Raw genomic sequence first — 16,296 nt, forward strand, 5'->3', positions numbered from 1 at the left:
GCCCGGCCAGTCTGCCAGCGAATCTCGGCCAGGTGGCAGATGTCCCGGCGCGCCGCGGCTGCGACCTTCGAGGACGTGGAGACGTTCGAAGAGCTGCTGACCCGCTGGCGGGACGCCGAGGCCCGCGGCGACGCGCCCGCGTGGGAGCCGCTGCTGGCCGCCGACTTCCGCGGCGACGGCCCGGACGGCCGCGTGCTCGACCGCGACGCCTGGCCCGGCCGGGCCCCCGCGAGCGCGTTCCGGTGGACGGGCCTGCGGGTGACGCCATCGGTCGGGGTGGCGACCGGGCACCGCGACGGCACCGGCTGCACGGTGGTCGCGGCGCGGCGCGCTGGACGCTGGCTGATCGTCAACGTCCAGCGGGGCTCATGACAGCTTGGTCCGCAGCACCTTCCCGGTCGCGTTGCGGGGCAGCTCGTCCAGGAACTCGACGTCGCGGGGGACCTTGTAGCGCGCCAGGTTCGCCTTGACGTAGTCACGGACGCCCTCGACGTCGAGCTTCGCGCCGTCCGCCAGTACCACGAACGCCTTGAGCCGCTGCCCGAACTCCGGGTCCTCGACGCCGATCACCGCCGCTTCCAGCACGTCTTCGCGCTCGACCAGGAGGTTCTCCACCTCGATCGGGAACACGTTCTCGCCGCCGGAGACGATCATCTCGTCGTCGCGGCCGTCGATGAAGAGGAGGCCGTCGCCGTCGAAGTGGCCGACGTCGCCGCTGGAGAGGAGGCCGTCGATGATCTCCTTGTGGCGGCCGTCGGTGTAGCCGCCGAAGCTGAGGCCGCTGCCGACGAACACCCGGCCGGTGACGTTCGGCTCGGTGATCTTGCCGCCCTTTTCGTCGTAGAGCGCCACCTTGCAGCCGACCGGCGCGCGGCCGACCGTACCCGGCGCCTTCGCCCAGTCCTCCGGCGTCGCGACCGTCGCCACGGCGACCTCGGTGGAGCCGTAGAGGTTGTGCACGACCGGGCCGAACGCCTCGTTGGCGCGGTTGCCGAGGTCCGGCGACAGCGCAGAACCCGCGACGAAGATGATGCGCAGCGCCGACGTGTCGTACTTCTCCCGGACGTCCTTCGGCAGGTCGACGATGCGCTGCAGCATGGTCGGCACCAGCACGAGCGCGGTGCACTTGTGCTCGGCAACGCCGCGCAGCGCTTCTTCCGGCGTGAACTTGCGGCGCATCACGACCTTCGAGCCGAGCGCGAAGGAGAGGATGAACTGCGAAAGACCGGTGCCGTGGAACAGCGGCGCGCCCATGTAGGTGGCCTCGTTGGACCGCAGCGGGATCCGGTCGAGGAACTGCGCGGACGCCAGCGCGGAGGTGTGCGGCCGCGGCGCGCCCTTCGGCGTGCCGGTGGTGCCGCTGGTCAGCAGCACGAACCCGCCCGGCTTGGCCGGCGCGGGCCACGGCCGGTCGTCGGTGCTGGCGATGATCTCCGACAGCACCGGCACGTCCCGGTCGGCCAGGTCGCTGTCCGGGTCGACCCAGGCGAGGTAGCGCTCGACACCCGCGGGGATGGCGTCGAGCAGGCCGGTGAACTCCTGGTCGTACACGAGCGCGGTGACGCCTTCGCGCTTGGCGACGTCGGCCAGCTGCGGCTTCGCGAAGCCGGTGTTCATGAGCAGGAGGCGGACGCCGAGCTTGCCCGACGCGGCCATCGTGATCACCAGGCCGCGGTGGTCGCGGCAGAGCGCGGCGACGACCTGGCCCGGCTTGATCCCGCGCTGCGACCAGGCCCGGGCCAGCGCGTTCGACTGGTCGTCGAGCTGCTTGTAGGTCAGCGGGCCGAGCTCGTCGACGATGCCGACGGCGGTCGGGTCGCGGCGCGCGGAGATGTGGTTCGCGCCGGCGAACGGGCCGAACTTGCGGAGCGCGACGAGTGACCGGACCCCTTCGTCGAGTCTGGGGAAGGGGACGAGGCCGGCCCGGCGCATGACGTCGACGCTGCGGGCCGTCTCGGCCACCTTGTCGGCCACTTGCGTGGCGAGCGCGACCAGACTCATCCAGGCACCTCCGTTGCTGCGGGAAGAGAGCCCACGCCGACGGCGGGCGTACCGGCGGTATGGGGGCTACTGGAGAGTAAACCAAGCGCGCGCCCGGCGCACCAGACGTGCGCGCGCCGAAACTGTCGGTGGTGGCCGTCATGATGTCTTAGTGCAGGTGATCGCCGGGCGGGAGGAGGACGGGAGCTTCACCGTGCAGTCGCCGGCGTCGACGGCGAACGGCCTGGACGCCGCGGGGTTCGCGGCGCTGGCCCGGGAGCTGGAGACGTCGCTGCGGCCGCGCTGGGTGTTCCCGTCGGTGGAGGGCGTGTACCCGGTGCTCGTCGGGGCCGGGCTGCGGGTCGGGCGCTGCTACGACCTCGCGCTGGCCGAGGGACTGCTGCTGGCGTACGAGGGGCAGGAGGGGCAGTCGCGGAGCCTGCGCGCGGCCTGGGCCAGGGCGAACGGCGAGGAGCCGCCACCCGATTCCACGGCCGTCGAGCTGGCGCAGCCGACGCTGTTCGAGACCCGGGTGCCGACGCTGCCCCAGGGCGTGACGGTCGTCACGGCGGTCCGGCGCGTGCTCGCGGAGCAGGAGCGGCGGGTGGCGGCGGCCGAGCACCCCGAGCGGCTGCGGCTGCTGCTGGCCGCGGAGTCGGCGAGCGCGCTGGCCGCGGTGGAGATGTCGGCCGACGGCCTGCCGTGGCGCGCCGACCTGCACGAGGAGCTGCTGGTGTCCCGGCTCGGCCCGCGGGTGCGCCCCGGGGAGCGGCCGAAGGTGCTGGTGGAGCTGGCGGCGAAGATCAGCGAGGCGTTCGGCGGGCGGCCGGTGAACCCGGACTCGCCGCCGAGCGTGGTCAAGGCGCTGGCCTGGGCCGGGATCGAGGTGCCGGCGGCGCGGAAGTACCTGCTGAAGGGCATCGACCACCCCGCGGTCGCGCCGTTGCTGGAGTACAAGGAGCTGTCCCGGCTGTACGCGGCGAACGGCTGGGCGTGGCTCGAGGAGTGGGTCACCGACGGCCGGTTCCGTCCGCACTACGTCGTCGGCGGAGTGGTGTCCGGGCGGTGGGCCAGCCGCGGCGGCGGGGCGTTGCAGATCCCGAAGGTGCTGCGCACGTGCGTGCGCGCGGACCCGGGCTGGAAGCTGGTGGTGGCCGACGCGGCCCAGCTGGAGCCGCGGGTGCTGACGGCGTTGTCGGGCGACCGCAGGCTGGCCGACGTCGCGGCGGCGACGGACCTGTACGCGCGCCTCGGCGAGGCGTTGTTCTCGGGCGCCCGCTGGGTCCCGTTGTCACCGGACGACGACCGCGACGACCGGGCCCGGGCGAAGATCGCGATGCTCTCGGCGATGTACGGCGGCACGTCCGGCGAAGCGGGACCTCTGCTTGCGTTGCTGCGCCAGCGGTTCCCGGACGCGGTGTCCTATGTGGAGCGTGCCGCGCAGGCGGGCGAACGCGGCGAGCGCGTCCGGTCCCGGCTGGGCCGGACGTCGCCGGCACCGTCGGCGGCGTGGCGGGCGTTGACGGGCGGGCTGGCATCGGACGAAGCCGGCGAGGTGAAGGCCCGCCGGGCATCCCGCGGCTGGGGCCGGTTCACGCGCAACTTCGTCGTCCAGGCGAGCGCGGCCGACATGACGGCGGTGATGCTGGCCACGCTGCGCCAACGCCTCCCGGACCCGGCGCACCTGGTGTTCTTCCAGCACGACGAGGTCATCGTCCACACGCCGGCGGAGTTGGCTGCGGAGGTGTCCTCGGCAATCACGGACTCGGTGACGGAGGCGGCAAGAATGCTGTTCGGCCCGGCGTGCCCGGTCCGCTTCCCACTGCACATCGCCCCAGTCGACACCTACGCCGACGCCAAGTAACTTTGCCACCGCTCTGATCAGTGACCACATGGGCGATCACCGGAGTACCCCTTTGGCGCAATCGGGATCGCTGCCTGTGAGCCGAACCGCCGGTCGAGTGGCAGTGAACCAACCGACCAGCGCTTTCCCGAGGTGAAGACTACTGACTACGTTCAGCTCATATGGCGAAGAAATCGATCGGAAAGCTGCTGGGAAGCCTCTGGGGATACCTGCTTTTGGCTGCGGTGCTCTGGCTGTGGTTCCTGCCATCGATCGGTCCCGGCGTGATCGCCATTTTGTCGGCGCTGGTGGTGCTCTACACCTTGTTCCAAGCGCCCATGTGGTGCTGCGCCGAAACTCGCAGCCGTGCACCGTGTCGCAACAACGCGTACGGCATTCTGCTCGGCTGCCATTTGCGCCAGCACAAGTGGCAGAAGGTCAAGATGGCTGTCCGGCAGCAATACTGGGGAAAGCTGAGCCGCCGGGTGTTCAGCAGTGTCGGCGGGCAAGCCGCGACCTTCTCCGCCTTTGCCGGAATGGCTTCCGCGTGCGCGGCAACCGTGACCTTGATCGCCAAGTGACGCCGGCTCGTCGTTGTAATCCGTTTCGCCGACGCGAAGTGAGCCGGGCCGGCCGCTCTCCTGCTCGGAGCGGCCGGCCGGTCGCCTACGGGAACATCGCCAGCGTCTGCGTTCCGACGTCCTGGTTCGGCAGCGTCTTGCCCGGGTTGCCGCGGAAGTCCGTCCAGCACGGGTGCAGGCGGAAGTCGGTGCCGACCGCTGCTGCCGTGTAGTCGCCGATGAATACTCCCTGCAGTTCCTTGCCGGTCACCGCGCCCGCTGCGACGAACTGCACCTGGGGGTTCGCCGTCTGCGTGGTGATCCGCCGGATCGGTGCCGAACCCGCGCCGCCGCCCCAGCCCGTCGTGTACGCGTAGTCGAGACCGATGCCGCGTGGGTCGTAGGCGCGCGTGTAGAACGTGACCGCGACGCGGCCGGCCAGCGCCGCCACGGCGGGGAACACCTCGTCGGCGCCCGTGCCGAGCTTCGCCGGCTTCGACCAGCCGTGGCGGCCGTCGGACCCGCTCAGGAACGCGTCGCCGTTCGTCTTGACCGACTCGCCGTCGCGGTAGGTGCCGTTGCGGTCGTCGGCCCAGGTCACCCAGAGCCGGTCGGTCACCCGGTCGTAGGTCAGCTGCGGGAAGCTGTTGACGCGGAAGTTCTCCCCGGTCAGCGCGTTGTTCGCGACGTCTTCGTTCACCGGGAAGTCGAAGTCGAGCCCCACCTCGGCGTGCCGGAACGTGCGGCCGCCGTCGCGCGAGGTCGCCACCACCACCGCGTCGTGGTCCGCGGGCTGATCGCAGGCCACACTGGCGCACACCGACGTCTCGTACGCGATCTGGAGCGTCCCGTCCCGGGTGACCACCGGGTTCGAGCCGCTGCCGAACGGCGTGATCCCGCCGTGGAAACCGGTCAGCGACGGCGAAACCCGGCGCATCGGCGACCACGTCCGCCCAAAGTCGCCCGACTTCGACAGCACGATCGGCGACTCGACGAAGTTCCCGTCCGCGTCGTAGGTGAACTGCGTCCAGGTGACGTACACCGTGCCCGTCACCGGGTCGGCGGCGATCCACTCCTTGTCGTTGAAGATGTTCGCGGGCGTCGGGGTGCCGGCCGGCGTGACGCCGTCGAGGTGCAGGATCGCCGGGTCGCCGAAACTGCGGCCGCCGTCGTGCGACACCGACACGGCGATGCCGCTGGCGGACTGCTCGTCGTCCGGGACCGCCGCCCGGCTGAACACGAGCGTCGCGTAGTAGACGGTGTTGTGCGGCCCGAACGCCACGGCCGGGTCACCGGCGGCGTCCATATAGGACAGTGGCGCGGCCGCCCCGGTCGGGAAGTCGAGGTGCGGCAGCTGGACGTTCGCCCAGGTCCGGCCACCGTCGAACGACGTGTAGGCGAAGCCGCCGGAGTCGTTGCGGGCCTCGCGGGTGTTGTAGAGCCGGTAGTCGTTCGAGCCGGCGACGATGTTGCGCGGGTTCTCCGGGTTGACGGCGATGGTCGTTTCGTTCTGCGCGGTGCTGCAGCCGGTCTGGCTGCCGGTGGGCACGATGGTGTCCCCGGCGATGACGTCCTGGTTGGGCGCGAGCGGCCGGTAGGGGTTCGGCTTGCCGATGTAGGTCTGGCAGAGGGCGGACAAGGCGGGATCGTCGCCGTCCTCTTCTTCCTCTTCGGCGAACTGCTCCTTGAGCAGCGGGTTCGGCACGTCGTGGCGCGCCTCGGCGATCTTGTGCTTGCCGTGCGCGGATTCGACGGGCAGCGGCGGTCCGCCGCCGGCGGCGTGCGCGGCCGGCGCGAGCACGACGGCGAGCGGCACGACGAGCGCGGTGAGCGTGGCGAAGATTCTTCGTTTGGCGGACGAATCACCCAAGGACATCGGACGGTCCTTTCCCAGGAGGGACTTCGGCCGCCCCAGGCTTGACCCACCCGACCGGGCGGTCAACCGACGGAAGTCCGGATCCGGACATGCCGTTTTCGGTAACGTCGGCCCGGTGATCGACTACGGCCTCGACCTGTCCGCGGTGGACCCCGCCCTCGCGCTGCCCGACCTGGCCGCCGCGGGAGCCGCGCGCCCTCGCGCGGAACTGCTGGAACGCCGGCGTACCGGCCGGGCCGAGCTGGCGGCGGCGCTGCGTGACCTGCCGCCGGACCGGCAGTTCCCGTGGCACGGTTCGGCGGTGACCCCGAGATTTCCCTCGGCGTGGAAGGCCGGGCGCTGTCGTTCTACGCGGCCCGGCTGCCGATTCCGGAGGAACCGTTCCGCGTCGAACTGACCGGCCCCGGCGGCGAAACCTGGACGTGGGGCCCGGAAGACGCCGCGCAGCGGATCCGGGGCAGTGCGCTCGACTTCTGCCTCCGGGTCACCCAGCGCCGTCCGCCGGACGGCACCGACCTCACGGCAGTGGGCGACGACGCGCGCAAGTGGCTTGAGGTCGCCCGGGTCTTCCTCTAGGCCAAGGCGTCGTCGATGGCCTTCGTGATCCGCTTCAGCGACACCGGGTGCGCCGTCCCCAACGTCTGCGCGAAGAACGAAACCCGCAGCTCCTCGATCATCCACCGCACTTCGTTCAACGCCGGCGAAGACGTCCCCGGCGGAAGCGAAGCCAGCGCGTCGGAGTACTCGCCGGTGATCCACGCGATGTCCGCCGTGCGCTGCAGGTCGCGGGTCGGCTCCGAGGCCAGTTTCTCCAGCCGGCGGGAAATCCCCTGCAGGTACCGGACCACGTTCCGCAGCCGCGAAGCACCCGTCGCCGTCACGAAACCCGGGTACACCAAGCCCGACAGCTGGGCCCGGATGTCGGCCAGCGACTCCGCCGGCCCGCGCGTAGACGGCAAGGCCACCTCGACGTCGTTCGCCGCGCGGAGGATCTTCTCCACGTCCGTCAGCACGTCCAGCACCACCGGGTGCAGGCCCGCGCGGACCTTCTCCAGCAGCACCTTGAAGCCCGTCTCGTCGAACGCCGGGCCGCCGCCGGTCGTCATCAGGGCGTCCACCGCGCAGTCGACGCAGTCCTCGAGCAGCGCCGCCACGCTTCCGTGCGGGTTGCGGTTCAGGACCAGCTTCGACGAGTTCGACAGCGACCGCGTGATGAACTTCATCGGAGAGTTCAGGTTCAGCCGCAGCATCCGGCGCGTGCCCGCCCACATCGCGTGCCGCTGCTCGGCCGGGGTGTCCAGCAGCCGCACCGCCACCGACGCGCCCTCGTCCACCAGCGCCGGGTACGCCTTGACGTCGTGGCCGCGCTGCGTCGACTCGAACACCTGCGGCAGCGAACCGAAGGACGGTTTCGTCAGCCCGGCCTTCTCCAGGGTGTTGGCCGCCTTCGAGATCGTCGCCCGGACCTTCGGCGCCAGCTGACGCTGCAACGCCGAGACGTCCTTGCCCTCGGCGACGCGCTTGCCGCGCTCGTCGACCACCCGGAACGTCATCTTCAGGTGGTCCGGCACCGACCCGAGATCCCAGTCCGCATACGGCACCAGGACACCCCGCAACGCCCGCAGTTCGCGGCCGAGCACCTCCAGCAGCGGACCGTCCGAAGGGGACACTCGCGAAAGGACGTCCCGGGCGGTGTCCGGCGCCGGGACGAAGTTGCGCCGCAACGCCTTCGGCAGTGACTTGATCAGCTGCGTCACCAGCTCGGCGCGCAGCCCCGGTACCTGCCAGTCGAACCCGTCCGGCGTCACCTGGTTCAGCACCGGCAGCGGGACGTGCACGGTGACGCCGTCCGCGTCCGCCCCCGGCTCGAACTGGTAGGTCAGCGTGAAGACCTGCGTGCCCTGTGTCCACGAGTCGGGGTAGTCGCCCTCGCGGACGCCGCCCGCGGACTCGTTGATGAGCATGGACTTCTCGAACGACAGCAGATCGGGGTCGGTGTGGCGGGTCTTCTTCCACCACGTGTCGAAGTGCCGCACCGAGACGACGTCGGCCGGGACGCGGGCGTCGTAGAACTCGTACAGCGTCTGGTCGTCGACCAGGATGTCGCGGCGCCGCGCGCGGTTCTCGAGGTCCTCGACCTCTTCCAGCAGCGCCCGGTTTTCGGCGAAGAAGTGGTGGCGCGTCTGCCAGTCGCCCTCGACCAGCGCGTGCCGGATGAACAGCGCGCGCGACATCTCCGGGTCGATCCGGCCGTAGTTGACGCGGCGGTCGGCGACCAGCGGGACGCCGTACAGCGTCACCCGTTCCGTCGCCATCACCGCGCCCTGCTTGCGTTCCCAGTGCGGCTCGGAGTAGTTCCGCTTGACGACGTGCCCGGCCAGCGGCTCGACCCACTCGGGCTCGATGCGGGCGTTCACCCGCGCCCACAGCCGCGACGTCTCGACCAGCTCGGCCGACATCACGAACCGCGGCTGCTTCTTGAACAGCGCCGAACCGGGGAAGATGCCGAACCGGGCGCCGCGCGCGCCCAGGTAGTCGCCCTTGGCCGGGTCCTTGAGCCCGATGTGCGAGAGCAGCCCGGCGATCAGGGACGTGTGCACGCGCTGCGGGTCGGCCGGGGTCGTGTTGGTGTTCAGCGAGATGCCGAGCGGCTTCGCCAGCTGTCGCAGCTGGCTGAAGATGTCCTGCCATTCGCGCAGGCGCAGGTAGTTCAGGTACTCGGTGCGGCACATGCGGCGGAACTGGTTGCCGGACAACGCCTTCTGCTGCTCGGCGACGTACTCCCAGAGGTTGAGGTAGGCGAGGAAGTCCGACGTCGGGTCGGCGAACCGCGCGTGCTGCTGGTCGGCCGCCTGCTGCTTCTCCGCCGGCCGCTCGCGCGGGTCCTGGATGGACAGTGCCGCCGCGATGATCATGACCTCGCGGACGCAGCCGTTCTTCGCGGCCTCCAGCACCATCCGGCCCATCCGCGGGTCGACGGGCAGCTGCGCGAGCTTGCGGCCGATGTCGGTGAGCCGCCGGTCACTGTTGCCCGCGGCCGCGCTGTCGAACGCGCCCAGTTCCTGCAGCAGCCCGACGCCGTCGGTGACCTGGCGGCGGTCCGGCGGCTCGACGAACGGGAACGCCGCGATGTCACCCAGCCCCAGCGACGTCATCTGCAGGATGACCGAGGCCAGGTTGGTCCGCAGGATCTCGGGGTCGGTGAACTCGGGCCGCGCCTCGAAGTCCTCTTCGGAATAGAGCCGGATGCAGATGCCGTCCGACGTCCGGCCGCAGCGGCCCTTGCGCTGGTTCGCCGACGCCTGCGACACCGGTTCGATCGGCAGCCGCTGCACCTTGGTGCGGTGGCTGTAGCGCGAGATGCGCGCGGTGCCCGGGTCGACGACGTACTTGATGCCCGGCACGGTCAGCGACGTCTCGGCGACGTTGGTCGCGAGCACCACCCGGCGCCCGGTGTGCTGCTGGAACACGCGGTGCTGGTCGGCCGCCGACAGCCGCGCGTACAGCGGCAGGACCTCGGTGCCCCGCAGGTCGGCGCGGTTGAGCACGTCGGCGGTGTCGCGGATCTCGCGCTCGCCGGAGAGGAACACCAGGACGTCGCCCGGCCCCTCGGCGCACAGCTCCTCGACGGCTTCGAGGATGCCTTGGGTCTGGTCTCGCTCGTCGTCACCTTCGGGATCGTCGGGGTCGACCAGCGGCCGGTAACGCACCTCGACGGGGTACGTGCGGCCGGAGACCTCGACGATCGGCGCGTCGTCGAAGTGCTTCGAGAACCGCTCGGGGTCGATCGTCGCCGAGGTGATGATGACCTTGAGGTCGGGACGGCGGGGCAGCAGCTGCTTGAGGTAGCCGAGGATGAAGTCGATGTTGAGGCTGCGCTCGTGGGCCTCGTCGATGATCAGCGTGTCGTACTGGCGCAGCGAGCGGTCGGTCTGGATCTCGGCCAGCAGGATGCCGTCGGTCATCAGCTTGACCAGGGTGTCCTGCCCGGACTGGTCGGTGAACCGCACCTTGTAGCCGACGGCGTCGCCCAGCTCGGTCTTCAGCTCGCTCGCGATCCGGTCGGCGACCGTGCGGGCGGCCAGCCGCCGCGGCTGCGTGTGGCCGATCTGGCCGCGGATGCCACGGCCGAGCTCGAGGCAGATCTTCGGCAGCTGGGTGGTCTTGCCCGAGCCCGTCTCCCCCGCGACGATCACGACCTGGTGCTTGTCGATCGCCGCGCCGATCTCGTCCTTGAGCTTGCTGACCGGCAGCTCTTCGGGGTACTCGATCTTGGGCACGCTTTCGCGGCGCGACGCGAGGCGCAGCTCGGCCTTGTCGATGTCGGCGGAGATCTGCGCGAGGGCGGCGTCGCGATCACGGGCTTTGCGGGCGCCGTCGAGCCGCCGGCGCAGCCGGTGCTCGTCGCGCGGCATCAGCTCGGGCAGGCGCGCACGCAGCGCTTCGAAAGGGGATGACGTGGACATGCTCGGTCCGAGGATAGCCGTGCGTGACGACGCGGGCCTCCCAATATCCCCGCCGCGTGACCGGGCGCACGCCGACGGCCCCGCACCGGGGTGGCGCGGGGCCGTCGAGGCCGAGCTCAGCCCTGCCGGCCGGGCTGCTGCGGGTACTGCTGCTGGGCCGGGTACTGCTGCTGCGGCTGGCCGCCGGGGTAGGGCTGCTGACCCGGGAACTGCCCACCCGGCGCCGGCGGCTGCTGGGCGAACTGCTGCTGTGGCTGCGGCGCGGACTTCTTCCGCCCGAGCAGCAGCCCGGCCGCGATCAGCACCAGACCGCCCACGCCGAGTGCGATGCCGAACACCGGCTGCATGTCGTCGGCCCACTCGATCAGGATGAACGTGCGGCCGAGCTGCCTGAGGACGAGCGAGCCGAAGCCGAGGAACGCGAAGAGCGCACCGATGCGCACCATGATGGACATGGAAAACCCCCAACAGGAAAGGAAAACCGGGAAGCCGGCCGCCCCGACGGCCCGCAATGGGACTCGAACGATAGCGGCCGGGTTCCCCGAAGTCCCCGGTTTTCCCGTTTTGTTACCTCACGTCCGCTGGAGCGAGTCCGGGCCCAGGTCGGCGAGGGTGCGGTGGCCGGAAAGTCCCATCGTCAGGTCGAAGTCGGCCAGCAGGCTGCGCAGGACGTGGCGGACGCCGTCCTCGCCCGCGTGCGCCAGCCCGTACACCCACGGCCGGCCGACCAGCACCGCCCGCGCGCCGAGCGCGATCGCCTTCAGCACGTCCGCGCCGGTGCGGACGCCCGAGTCGAACAGCACCTCCAGGCGGTCGCCGACCGCCGCGACGATCCCGGGCAGCGCTTCCAGGGCGCCGATCGCGCCGTCGACCTGGCGGCCGCCGTGGTTCGACACGACGATGCCGTCCATTCCGGCCTCGGCCGCGCGGCGTGCGTCGGCGACGTGCTGGATGCCCTTGAGGACGATCGGGCCGTCCCAGTGCTCGCGCAGGAACGGCAGCTGGTCCCACGTCCGGTCGGTGCCGGTGATCATGCCGATCCACGTCAGGATCGCCGTGCCGCGGTCCTCCTCCGGCGTCTTCTCCAGCCGGGACAGGAACACCGGGTCGGTGAACGGGACGGCGAGCCCCTCGCCCTGCAGGAACGGCAGGTACGACTGGTCCAGGTCGGACGGCCGCCAGGCCAGCGTCCACGTGTCGAGCGTGACGACCAGCGCCGTGTAGCCGGCCGCCTTCGCCCGGGCCAGCAGGCTCGCGCAGACGTCCGGGTCGCCGGGCCAGTACAGCTGGAACCAGCGCGGGCCGTCGCCGTTGGCCTCGGCGACGGCCTCGATGCCGGTGGACGACGCCGTGGACAGGATGAACGGGAGCCCGGTCGAGGCGGCGGCGCGGGCGGTCGCGGACTCGGCGTCGGGGTGGACGATCGACTGGACGCCGACGGGCGCGACGGCCACCGGCGCGGCCAGCCGGGTGCCGAGCACTGTGGTCGAGAGGTCGCGGTCGGTGGCGCCGGTGAGCATCCGCGGCACGACGCGCCAGCGGTCGAACGCCTCGCGGTTGGCGCGGGCGGTCGCGCCGGAGCCGGCCGAGCCCGCGACGTAGGAGAACGGGCCGGGCGCCATGACCTCGCGGGCCGACGCTTCGAGCTTCGTCGCGTCGGTCGAGCACGGCGGCAGCACCCCACCGAGTCCCTGCAGGTAGAGCTCGTTCTGGTAGCTGCCGAAGCGTTCGGTCACGGGCTTCCTCCTCGCGTTCGAACGCGCACTGTACCCGCCGGTAACGGCTCAGGCCGGAGCACGCCGCGCCTCCACGAGCTCGCCCTCGCGCAGCGGGCCGCCGATCCCCGCGTAGACCTCCGGTCGCCGGGTGCGCAGCGCCTCGGCCCGCAGGAAGCCGGCGAGCCCGGCGAGCATCAGCAACCCCGGCAGGCCCCAGCGCAGCAGCGGGACCGTGCCCGCCGAGCCGAGCAGGACATCGAAGTCGGCGATGATCAGCACCAGGACCGCGGTCAGCGTCACCGCCGCGAGCGCGGGCGCGCCCGCGCGCCGCCACCACGTCTCCTGCCCGGGGCGGCGGCGGAAGAACCCGATGACCGACAGCGACACCGCGATCATGATGATCGTGACGCCGGTCGAAGCGGTGACGCCGGTCCAGGTGAACAGTTCGGTGAACGGGTCGCGCCCGGCCAGCGCGAAGAGCGCGACGACGACGATGCCGATCGAGGTCTGGACCAGCGAGCCGCCGATCGGCGCGCCGGTGCGCTTGCTGGTGCGGCTGAAGCCCTCCGGCAGCAGCCCTTCCCGGCCCACCGCGAAGAAGTACCGCGCGACGGCGTTGTGGAGGCTCAGCAGGGCGGCGCACTGGCTGGTCAGGAAGAGCACGTACGCCGTGTCGGCGAACGCCGTGCCGACGTACCGGCCGCCGAGCCCGAACAGCAGGCCCGGGCCCTCGGCGACCGCGCGTTCGACGATGTCGTCCGGACCGGTCGCGACGGCCATCCCGAGCGAGGAGACGATGTAGAGGACGGCGGTCAGCCCGATCGCGGCGTACGTCGCGCGGCCGACCGTCCGGCGCGGGTCGCGGGACTCCTCGCCGTAGGTCGCGGCGCCTTCGAAGCCGAGGAAAACCGCGATGGAGAACGCGAGAACGGCGCCGGCCCCGGCCGTGAAGAGGCTCGACGGCGTCAGCGGGGCGAACGAAACCGAGCCCCCGGCCGGGTGGCTGAACAGCGCGAAGTTCAGGACGGCGAGCACCGCGACCTCGAGGCCCAGCGCCACGCCGAGCACCTTCGCGTCGAGATCGATCCGCAGCACACCGCCCGCGCCGACGACCAGCACCATCAGCAGCGCGACCGGCCACCACGGCAGGTGCCACCCGAACTTCGCGTTCAGCCAGGTCGAAAAGGAGAGGCCGAACAAGCCGAAAATGCCGGTCTGGATGCAGCTGTACGCGAGCACCGTGACGTAGGCGACGGCGGTGCCCGCGGAGCGCCCGATCCCGTGTGCCACATAGGGGTAGAAGGCGCCGGCGTTCGTCACGTACCGGCTCATCGCGGCGTACCCGACGGCGAACAGCGCGAGGACCGGGGCCAGCAGCACGAACGACAACGGCACGCCGATGCTGCCGGTCACCCCGTACGTGGCCGAGACCCCGCCGGCGATCGCGTACAGCGGACCGGCGGCCGCGACGACGAAGAAGACGATCTGGACGGCGCCGAGCCGCCGCTTCCCGAGGCCGCGCCCCGGTGACTGGGTACCCATGAACCTTCCCCCGCGCCCGTAGGTGATCTTGGGCGCGGCGCCCCAGAGTAGGGGGTGCGCGCGGGACGGCGGTACGTCCGTTCGGGGTAAAACGTGATGGCACCGAAAGCGTCGCGAGGCCGGACCGCTATCTTCGGCATCCTCACCGCGACCGCCCAGGGGGCCCTTTTCCGTCATGCGCCGGCTCACCTTGGTCGATTCCTTCTTCTTCCTCGGGCACGACGAGTTCACCGGGCGCCCGTCGCTCAGCCGGACGTCGCTGGGCATCGGCCTCGCCGGCGCGGCGCTGTGCGACCTGCTCTTCACCGACCGGATCACGGTCGAGAACCGGAAGGTCCGCGCGATCGCGGGACGGCCCGCGGGTATTCCGACGGCCGATCACGTGTTTTCCGAAATCGTTTCGGAAACGGGGACGCACAGCGTGCGCGACTGGGTGGACCACCTGCGCGGGGAACTGCCGTCGGTCGCCGCCGGGAACCTCGTCGCGCTCGGGCTCGTCCGGCAGGCCCCGATGCTCCTGCGGCGCCGCCACCGCTACCCGCCGGAGGACCTGCTCGTCTCGACGGCGGCCCGCAGCAAGGCGCGGGCGGCGGTGTTCGGCGTCGACCGGCCCGACCCGCACGCGGCGTGCCTGGCGCTGCTGGCGTGGACGGCGGGGGTCGACGACCTGTGCCGGCCGGAGCTCGGCCGGGCGCAGGTGCGCGCGTGGATGGAGGACACCCACCACGGCCTGCCGCGCCGCATCTCGGACGTGGTCGCCGGGGTGGCCGCGGTCGCGGCGGCGGTCGTTTACACGGGCGACCGGAAGTAACCGGGGCGAGCGTCGGCCGGATCAGCGGCGGGAAGCGAGGCGCCGGCCGGCACGACCCGCCGGATCACCGCAACCGTCGCCCGCGCCGGCGACCGGAAATCCCCCGCGGCGGCCGTCCACGGGATCGGCGACCGGAAGCGACGCCGCGGTGTGGCGGGCGTCATCGACATCGGTGCCGGATGTGACTCGCGGGTAACCTGGGCGCGTCCGCCGTCGACGTCCCCTGGAGGAGACATGCGCGCGCACGACGTGGTCCTGTTCGGCGCCACCGGGTTCACCGGTGGGCTGGCGGCCGAGTACCTGGCCCGCCACGCGCCCGCGGACCTGCGCTGGGCCCTGGCCGGCCGCAACCGCGGCAAGCTCGAAGCCGTCCGGGCGCGGCTCGCGGAGATCGACGACCGGTTCGCCGGCCTCGACCTGCTGGTCGCCGACTCCGGTGATCCGGCGTCGCTGCGGGCCGTCGCGGAGGCCACCAGAGTCGTGATCACCACCGTCGGCCCCTACCTGACGCAGGGCGAACCGCTGGTGGCCGCCTGCGCCGCGGCCGGCACCGACTACGTCGACCTGACCGGCGAGCCCGAGTTCGTCGACCGGATGTACCTCGCGCACGACCGGCGGGCCCGCGAGACCGGCGCGCGGCTGGTGCACGCCTGCGGGTTCGACTCGATCCCGCACGACCTCGGCGCGTACTTCACCGTGAAGCAGCTGCCGGAAGGCGTGCCGCTGAAGGTCGACGGCTACGTCCGGGCCAGCGGGATGCCCTCGGGCGGGACGTTCCTCAGCGCGCTGACCATCATGTCCCGGCTGCCGGCCGGGGCGCGGGTCGCGAAGGAGCGCACGGCCGCCGAGCCCCGGCCCGCCGGCCGGTTCTCGCGGGCGCCGTTCGGCCGGCCGCACCGGGTCGCCGACGCGGGCTGGTGGGCGGTGCCGCTGCCCACGATCGACCCCGAGATCGTCCGCCGGTCGGCGGCCGCGTCCGAGCGCTACGGGCCGGACTTCACCTACCGGCACTTCGCCGCGGTCAAGCACCTGCCGGTGCTGGCCGGCGGCGCGCTCGGCGTCGGCGCGCTGTTCGCGGCCGCCCAGGTGCCGCCCGCACGGCGCGGGCTTTCGCGGCTGCTGGCCCCCGGCGACGGCCCGAGCCCCGAACGCCGTGCCCGGTCGTGGTTCTCGGTGCGGTTCATCGGCGAAGGTGGCGGCTCGCGGGTCGTGACGGAGGTGTCCGGCGGCGATCCCGGCTACGACGAAACGGCGAAGATGCTCGCGGAATCGGCGTTGTGCCTCGCGACCGACGACCTCCCGGAAACGGCGGGCCAGGTGACCACGGCGACGGCGATGGGCGACGCGCTGATCGACCGGCTCACCAAAGCGGGGATGCGGTTCGCGACCCTCTGACTTTCACGCTTTCACAGTGCCGCGGCGTGAAAGTTTGCCGCTGTGATGAATCTTCTGCCGCTCCTCGGCCGCGGTTAGCGTCGATCGGGTTCTCCCTTCCCCCAT

The 16,296-nt window shown here is 71.7% G+C and carries 13 protein-coding genes; 7 read left to right on the top strand and 6 right to left on the bottom strand.

Annotation, left to right across the window (positions count from 1 at the left end; all coding sequences use genetic code 11):
- Nucleotides 1–39: 39 nt before the first annotated feature.
- Nucleotides 40–372 (top strand): nuclear transport factor 2 family protein, encoded by a 333-nt coding sequence (locus tag QSK39_RS00365; protein WP_285475648.1) that lies wholly within the window; start codon nt 40–42, stop codon nt 370–372.
- Here the strand turns inward: QSK39_RS00365 and QSK39_RS00370 are convergent.
- The gene (locus QSK39_RS00370) at nt 367–2,001 is read right to left on the bottom strand and encodes an acyl-CoA synthetase (RefSeq protein WP_285475649.1); all 1,635 of its coding nucleotides are present in this window, start codon (nt 1,999–2,001) and stop codon (nt 367–369) included. The genes QSK39_RS00365 and QSK39_RS00370 overlap by 6 nt on opposite strands.
- 151 nt (nt 2,002–2,152) lie before the next feature.
- Between QSK39_RS00370 and QSK39_RS00375 the strand changes: the two genes are divergently transcribed.
- Both QSK39_RS00375 and QSK39_RS00380 read left to right on the top strand, forming a co-directional pair.
- Complete coding sequence (locus QSK39_RS00375) at nt 2,153–3,844, top strand: bifunctional 3'-5' exonuclease/DNA polymerase (protein WP_285475650.1); 1,692 nt, start codon at nt 2,153–2,155, stop codon at nt 3,842–3,844.
- A gap of 161 nt (nt 3,845–4,005) precedes the next feature.
- Entirely contained in the window at nt 4,006–4,404 is a 399-nt protein-coding gene (locus QSK39_RS00380) for a hypothetical protein (RefSeq protein ID WP_285475651.1), read from the top strand.
- Between the two features lie 85 nt (nt 4,405–4,489).
- On the opposite strand, the gene QSK39_RS00385 is transcribed toward QSK39_RS00380, so the two are convergent.
- A complete protein-coding gene (locus QSK39_RS00385; protein ID WP_285475652.1) occupies nt 4,490–6,259 on the bottom strand; it encodes a sialidase family protein in 1,770 nt (589 codons plus the stop codon).
- 145 nt (nt 6,260–6,404) lie between these two features.
- Here QSK39_RS00385 and QSK39_RS52955 point away from each other — a divergent pair, with 145 nt between their 5' ends.
- Nucleotides 6,405–6,656, top strand: coding sequence for a maleylpyruvate isomerase N-terminal domain-containing protein (locus tag QSK39_RS52955; protein WP_353051047.1), 252 nt, complete (start codon nt 6,405–6,407; stop codon nt 6,654–6,656).
- The gene (locus QSK39_RS00390) at nt 6,545–6,835 is read left to right on the top strand and encodes a hypothetical protein (RefSeq protein ID WP_285475653.1); all 291 of its coding nucleotides are present in this window, start codon (nt 6,545–6,547) and stop codon (nt 6,833–6,835) included. Before QSK39_RS52955 ends, QSK39_RS00390 begins: the two co-directional genes overlap by 112 nt.
- Here the strand turns inward: QSK39_RS00390 and hrpA are convergent.
- The 4 genes from hrpA to QSK39_RS00410 form a co-directional block, all read right to left on the bottom strand.
- Nucleotides 6,832–10,725, bottom strand: a complete 3,894-nt coding sequence (gene hrpA, locus QSK39_RS00395; RefSeq protein ID WP_285475654.1) for an ATP-dependent RNA helicase HrpA — start codon at nt 10,723–10,725, stop codon at nt 6,832–6,834. The two genes, QSK39_RS00390 and hrpA, sit on opposite strands and share 4 nt — an antisense overlap.
- Nucleotides 10,726–10,841: 116 nt before the next feature.
- On the bottom strand, nt 10,842–11,180 hold the full coding sequence (locus QSK39_RS00400; RefSeq protein ID WP_285475655.1) for a hypothetical protein: 339 nt from the start codon (nt 11,178–11,180) through the stop codon (nt 10,842–10,844).
- A 117-nt stretch (nt 11,181–11,297) separates the two neighbouring features.
- Entirely contained in the window at nt 11,298–12,461 is a 1,164-nt protein-coding gene (locus tag QSK39_RS00405; protein ID WP_285475656.1) for a lactate 2-monooxygenase, read from the bottom strand.
- 48 nt (nt 12,462–12,509) lie between these two features.
- Nucleotides 12,510–13,985: an APC family permease gene (locus tag QSK39_RS00410; RefSeq protein ID WP_285475657.1), complete on the bottom strand. Its 1,476-nt coding sequence runs from the start codon at nt 13,983–13,985 to the stop codon at nt 12,510–12,512.
- 175 nt (nt 13,986–14,160) lie between these two features.
- Between QSK39_RS00410 and QSK39_RS00415 the strand changes: the two genes are divergently transcribed.
- A complete protein-coding gene (locus QSK39_RS00415) occupies nt 14,161–14,796 on the top strand; it encodes a GOLPH3/VPS74 family protein (protein ID WP_285475658.1) in 636 nt (211 codons plus the stop codon).
- A gap of 234 nt (nt 14,797–15,030) precedes the next feature.
- Nucleotides 15,031–16,191 (top strand): saccharopine dehydrogenase family protein, encoded by a 1,161-nt coding sequence (locus QSK39_RS00420; RefSeq protein WP_285475659.1) that lies wholly within the window; start codon nt 15,031–15,033, stop codon nt 16,189–16,191.
- Nucleotides 16,192–16,296 lie beyond the last annotated feature (105 nt).

The sequence above is a fragment of the Amycolatopsis sp. NBRC 101858 genome (assembly GCF_030269325.1).
Classification (GTDB): Bacteria; Actinomycetota; Actinomycetes; order Mycobacteriales; family Pseudonocardiaceae; genus Amycolatopsis; species Amycolatopsis ponsaeliensis.

Coding starts and splice junctions, on each gene's coding strand:
- QSK39_RS00365 (WP_285475648.1), top strand. CDS start 40: ATGTCCCGGCGCGCCGCGGCTGCGACCTTCGAGGACGTGGAGACGTTC.
- QSK39_RS00370 (WP_285475649.1), bottom strand. CDS start 2,001: ATGAGTCTGGTCGCGCTCGCCACGCAAGTGGCCGACAAGGTGGCCGAG.
- QSK39_RS00380 (WP_285475651.1), top strand. CDS start 4,006: ATGGCGAAGAAATCGATCGGAAAGCTGCTGGGAAGCCTCTGGGGATAC.
- QSK39_RS00385 (WP_285475652.1), bottom strand. CDS start 6,259: ATGTCCTTGGGTGATTCGTCCGCCAAACGAAGAATCTTCGCCACGCTC.
- hrpA (WP_285475654.1), bottom strand. CDS start 10,725: ATGTCCACGTCATCCCCTTTCGAAGCGCTGCGTGCGCGCCTGCCCGAG.
- QSK39_RS00400 (WP_285475655.1), bottom strand. CDS start 11,180: ATGTCCATCATGGTGCGCATCGGTGCGCTCTTCGCGTTCCTCGGCTTC.
- QSK39_RS00410 (WP_285475657.1), bottom strand. CDS start 13,985: ATGGGTACCCAGTCACCGGGGCGCGGCCTCGGGAAGCGGCGGCTCGGC.
- QSK39_RS00415 (WP_285475658.1), top strand. CDS start 14,161: ATGCGCCGGCTCACCTTGGTCGATTCCTTCTTCTTCCTCGGGCACGAC.
- QSK39_RS00420 (WP_285475659.1), top strand. CDS start 15,031: ATGCGCGCGCACGACGTGGTCCTGTTCGGCGCCACCGGGTTCACCGGT.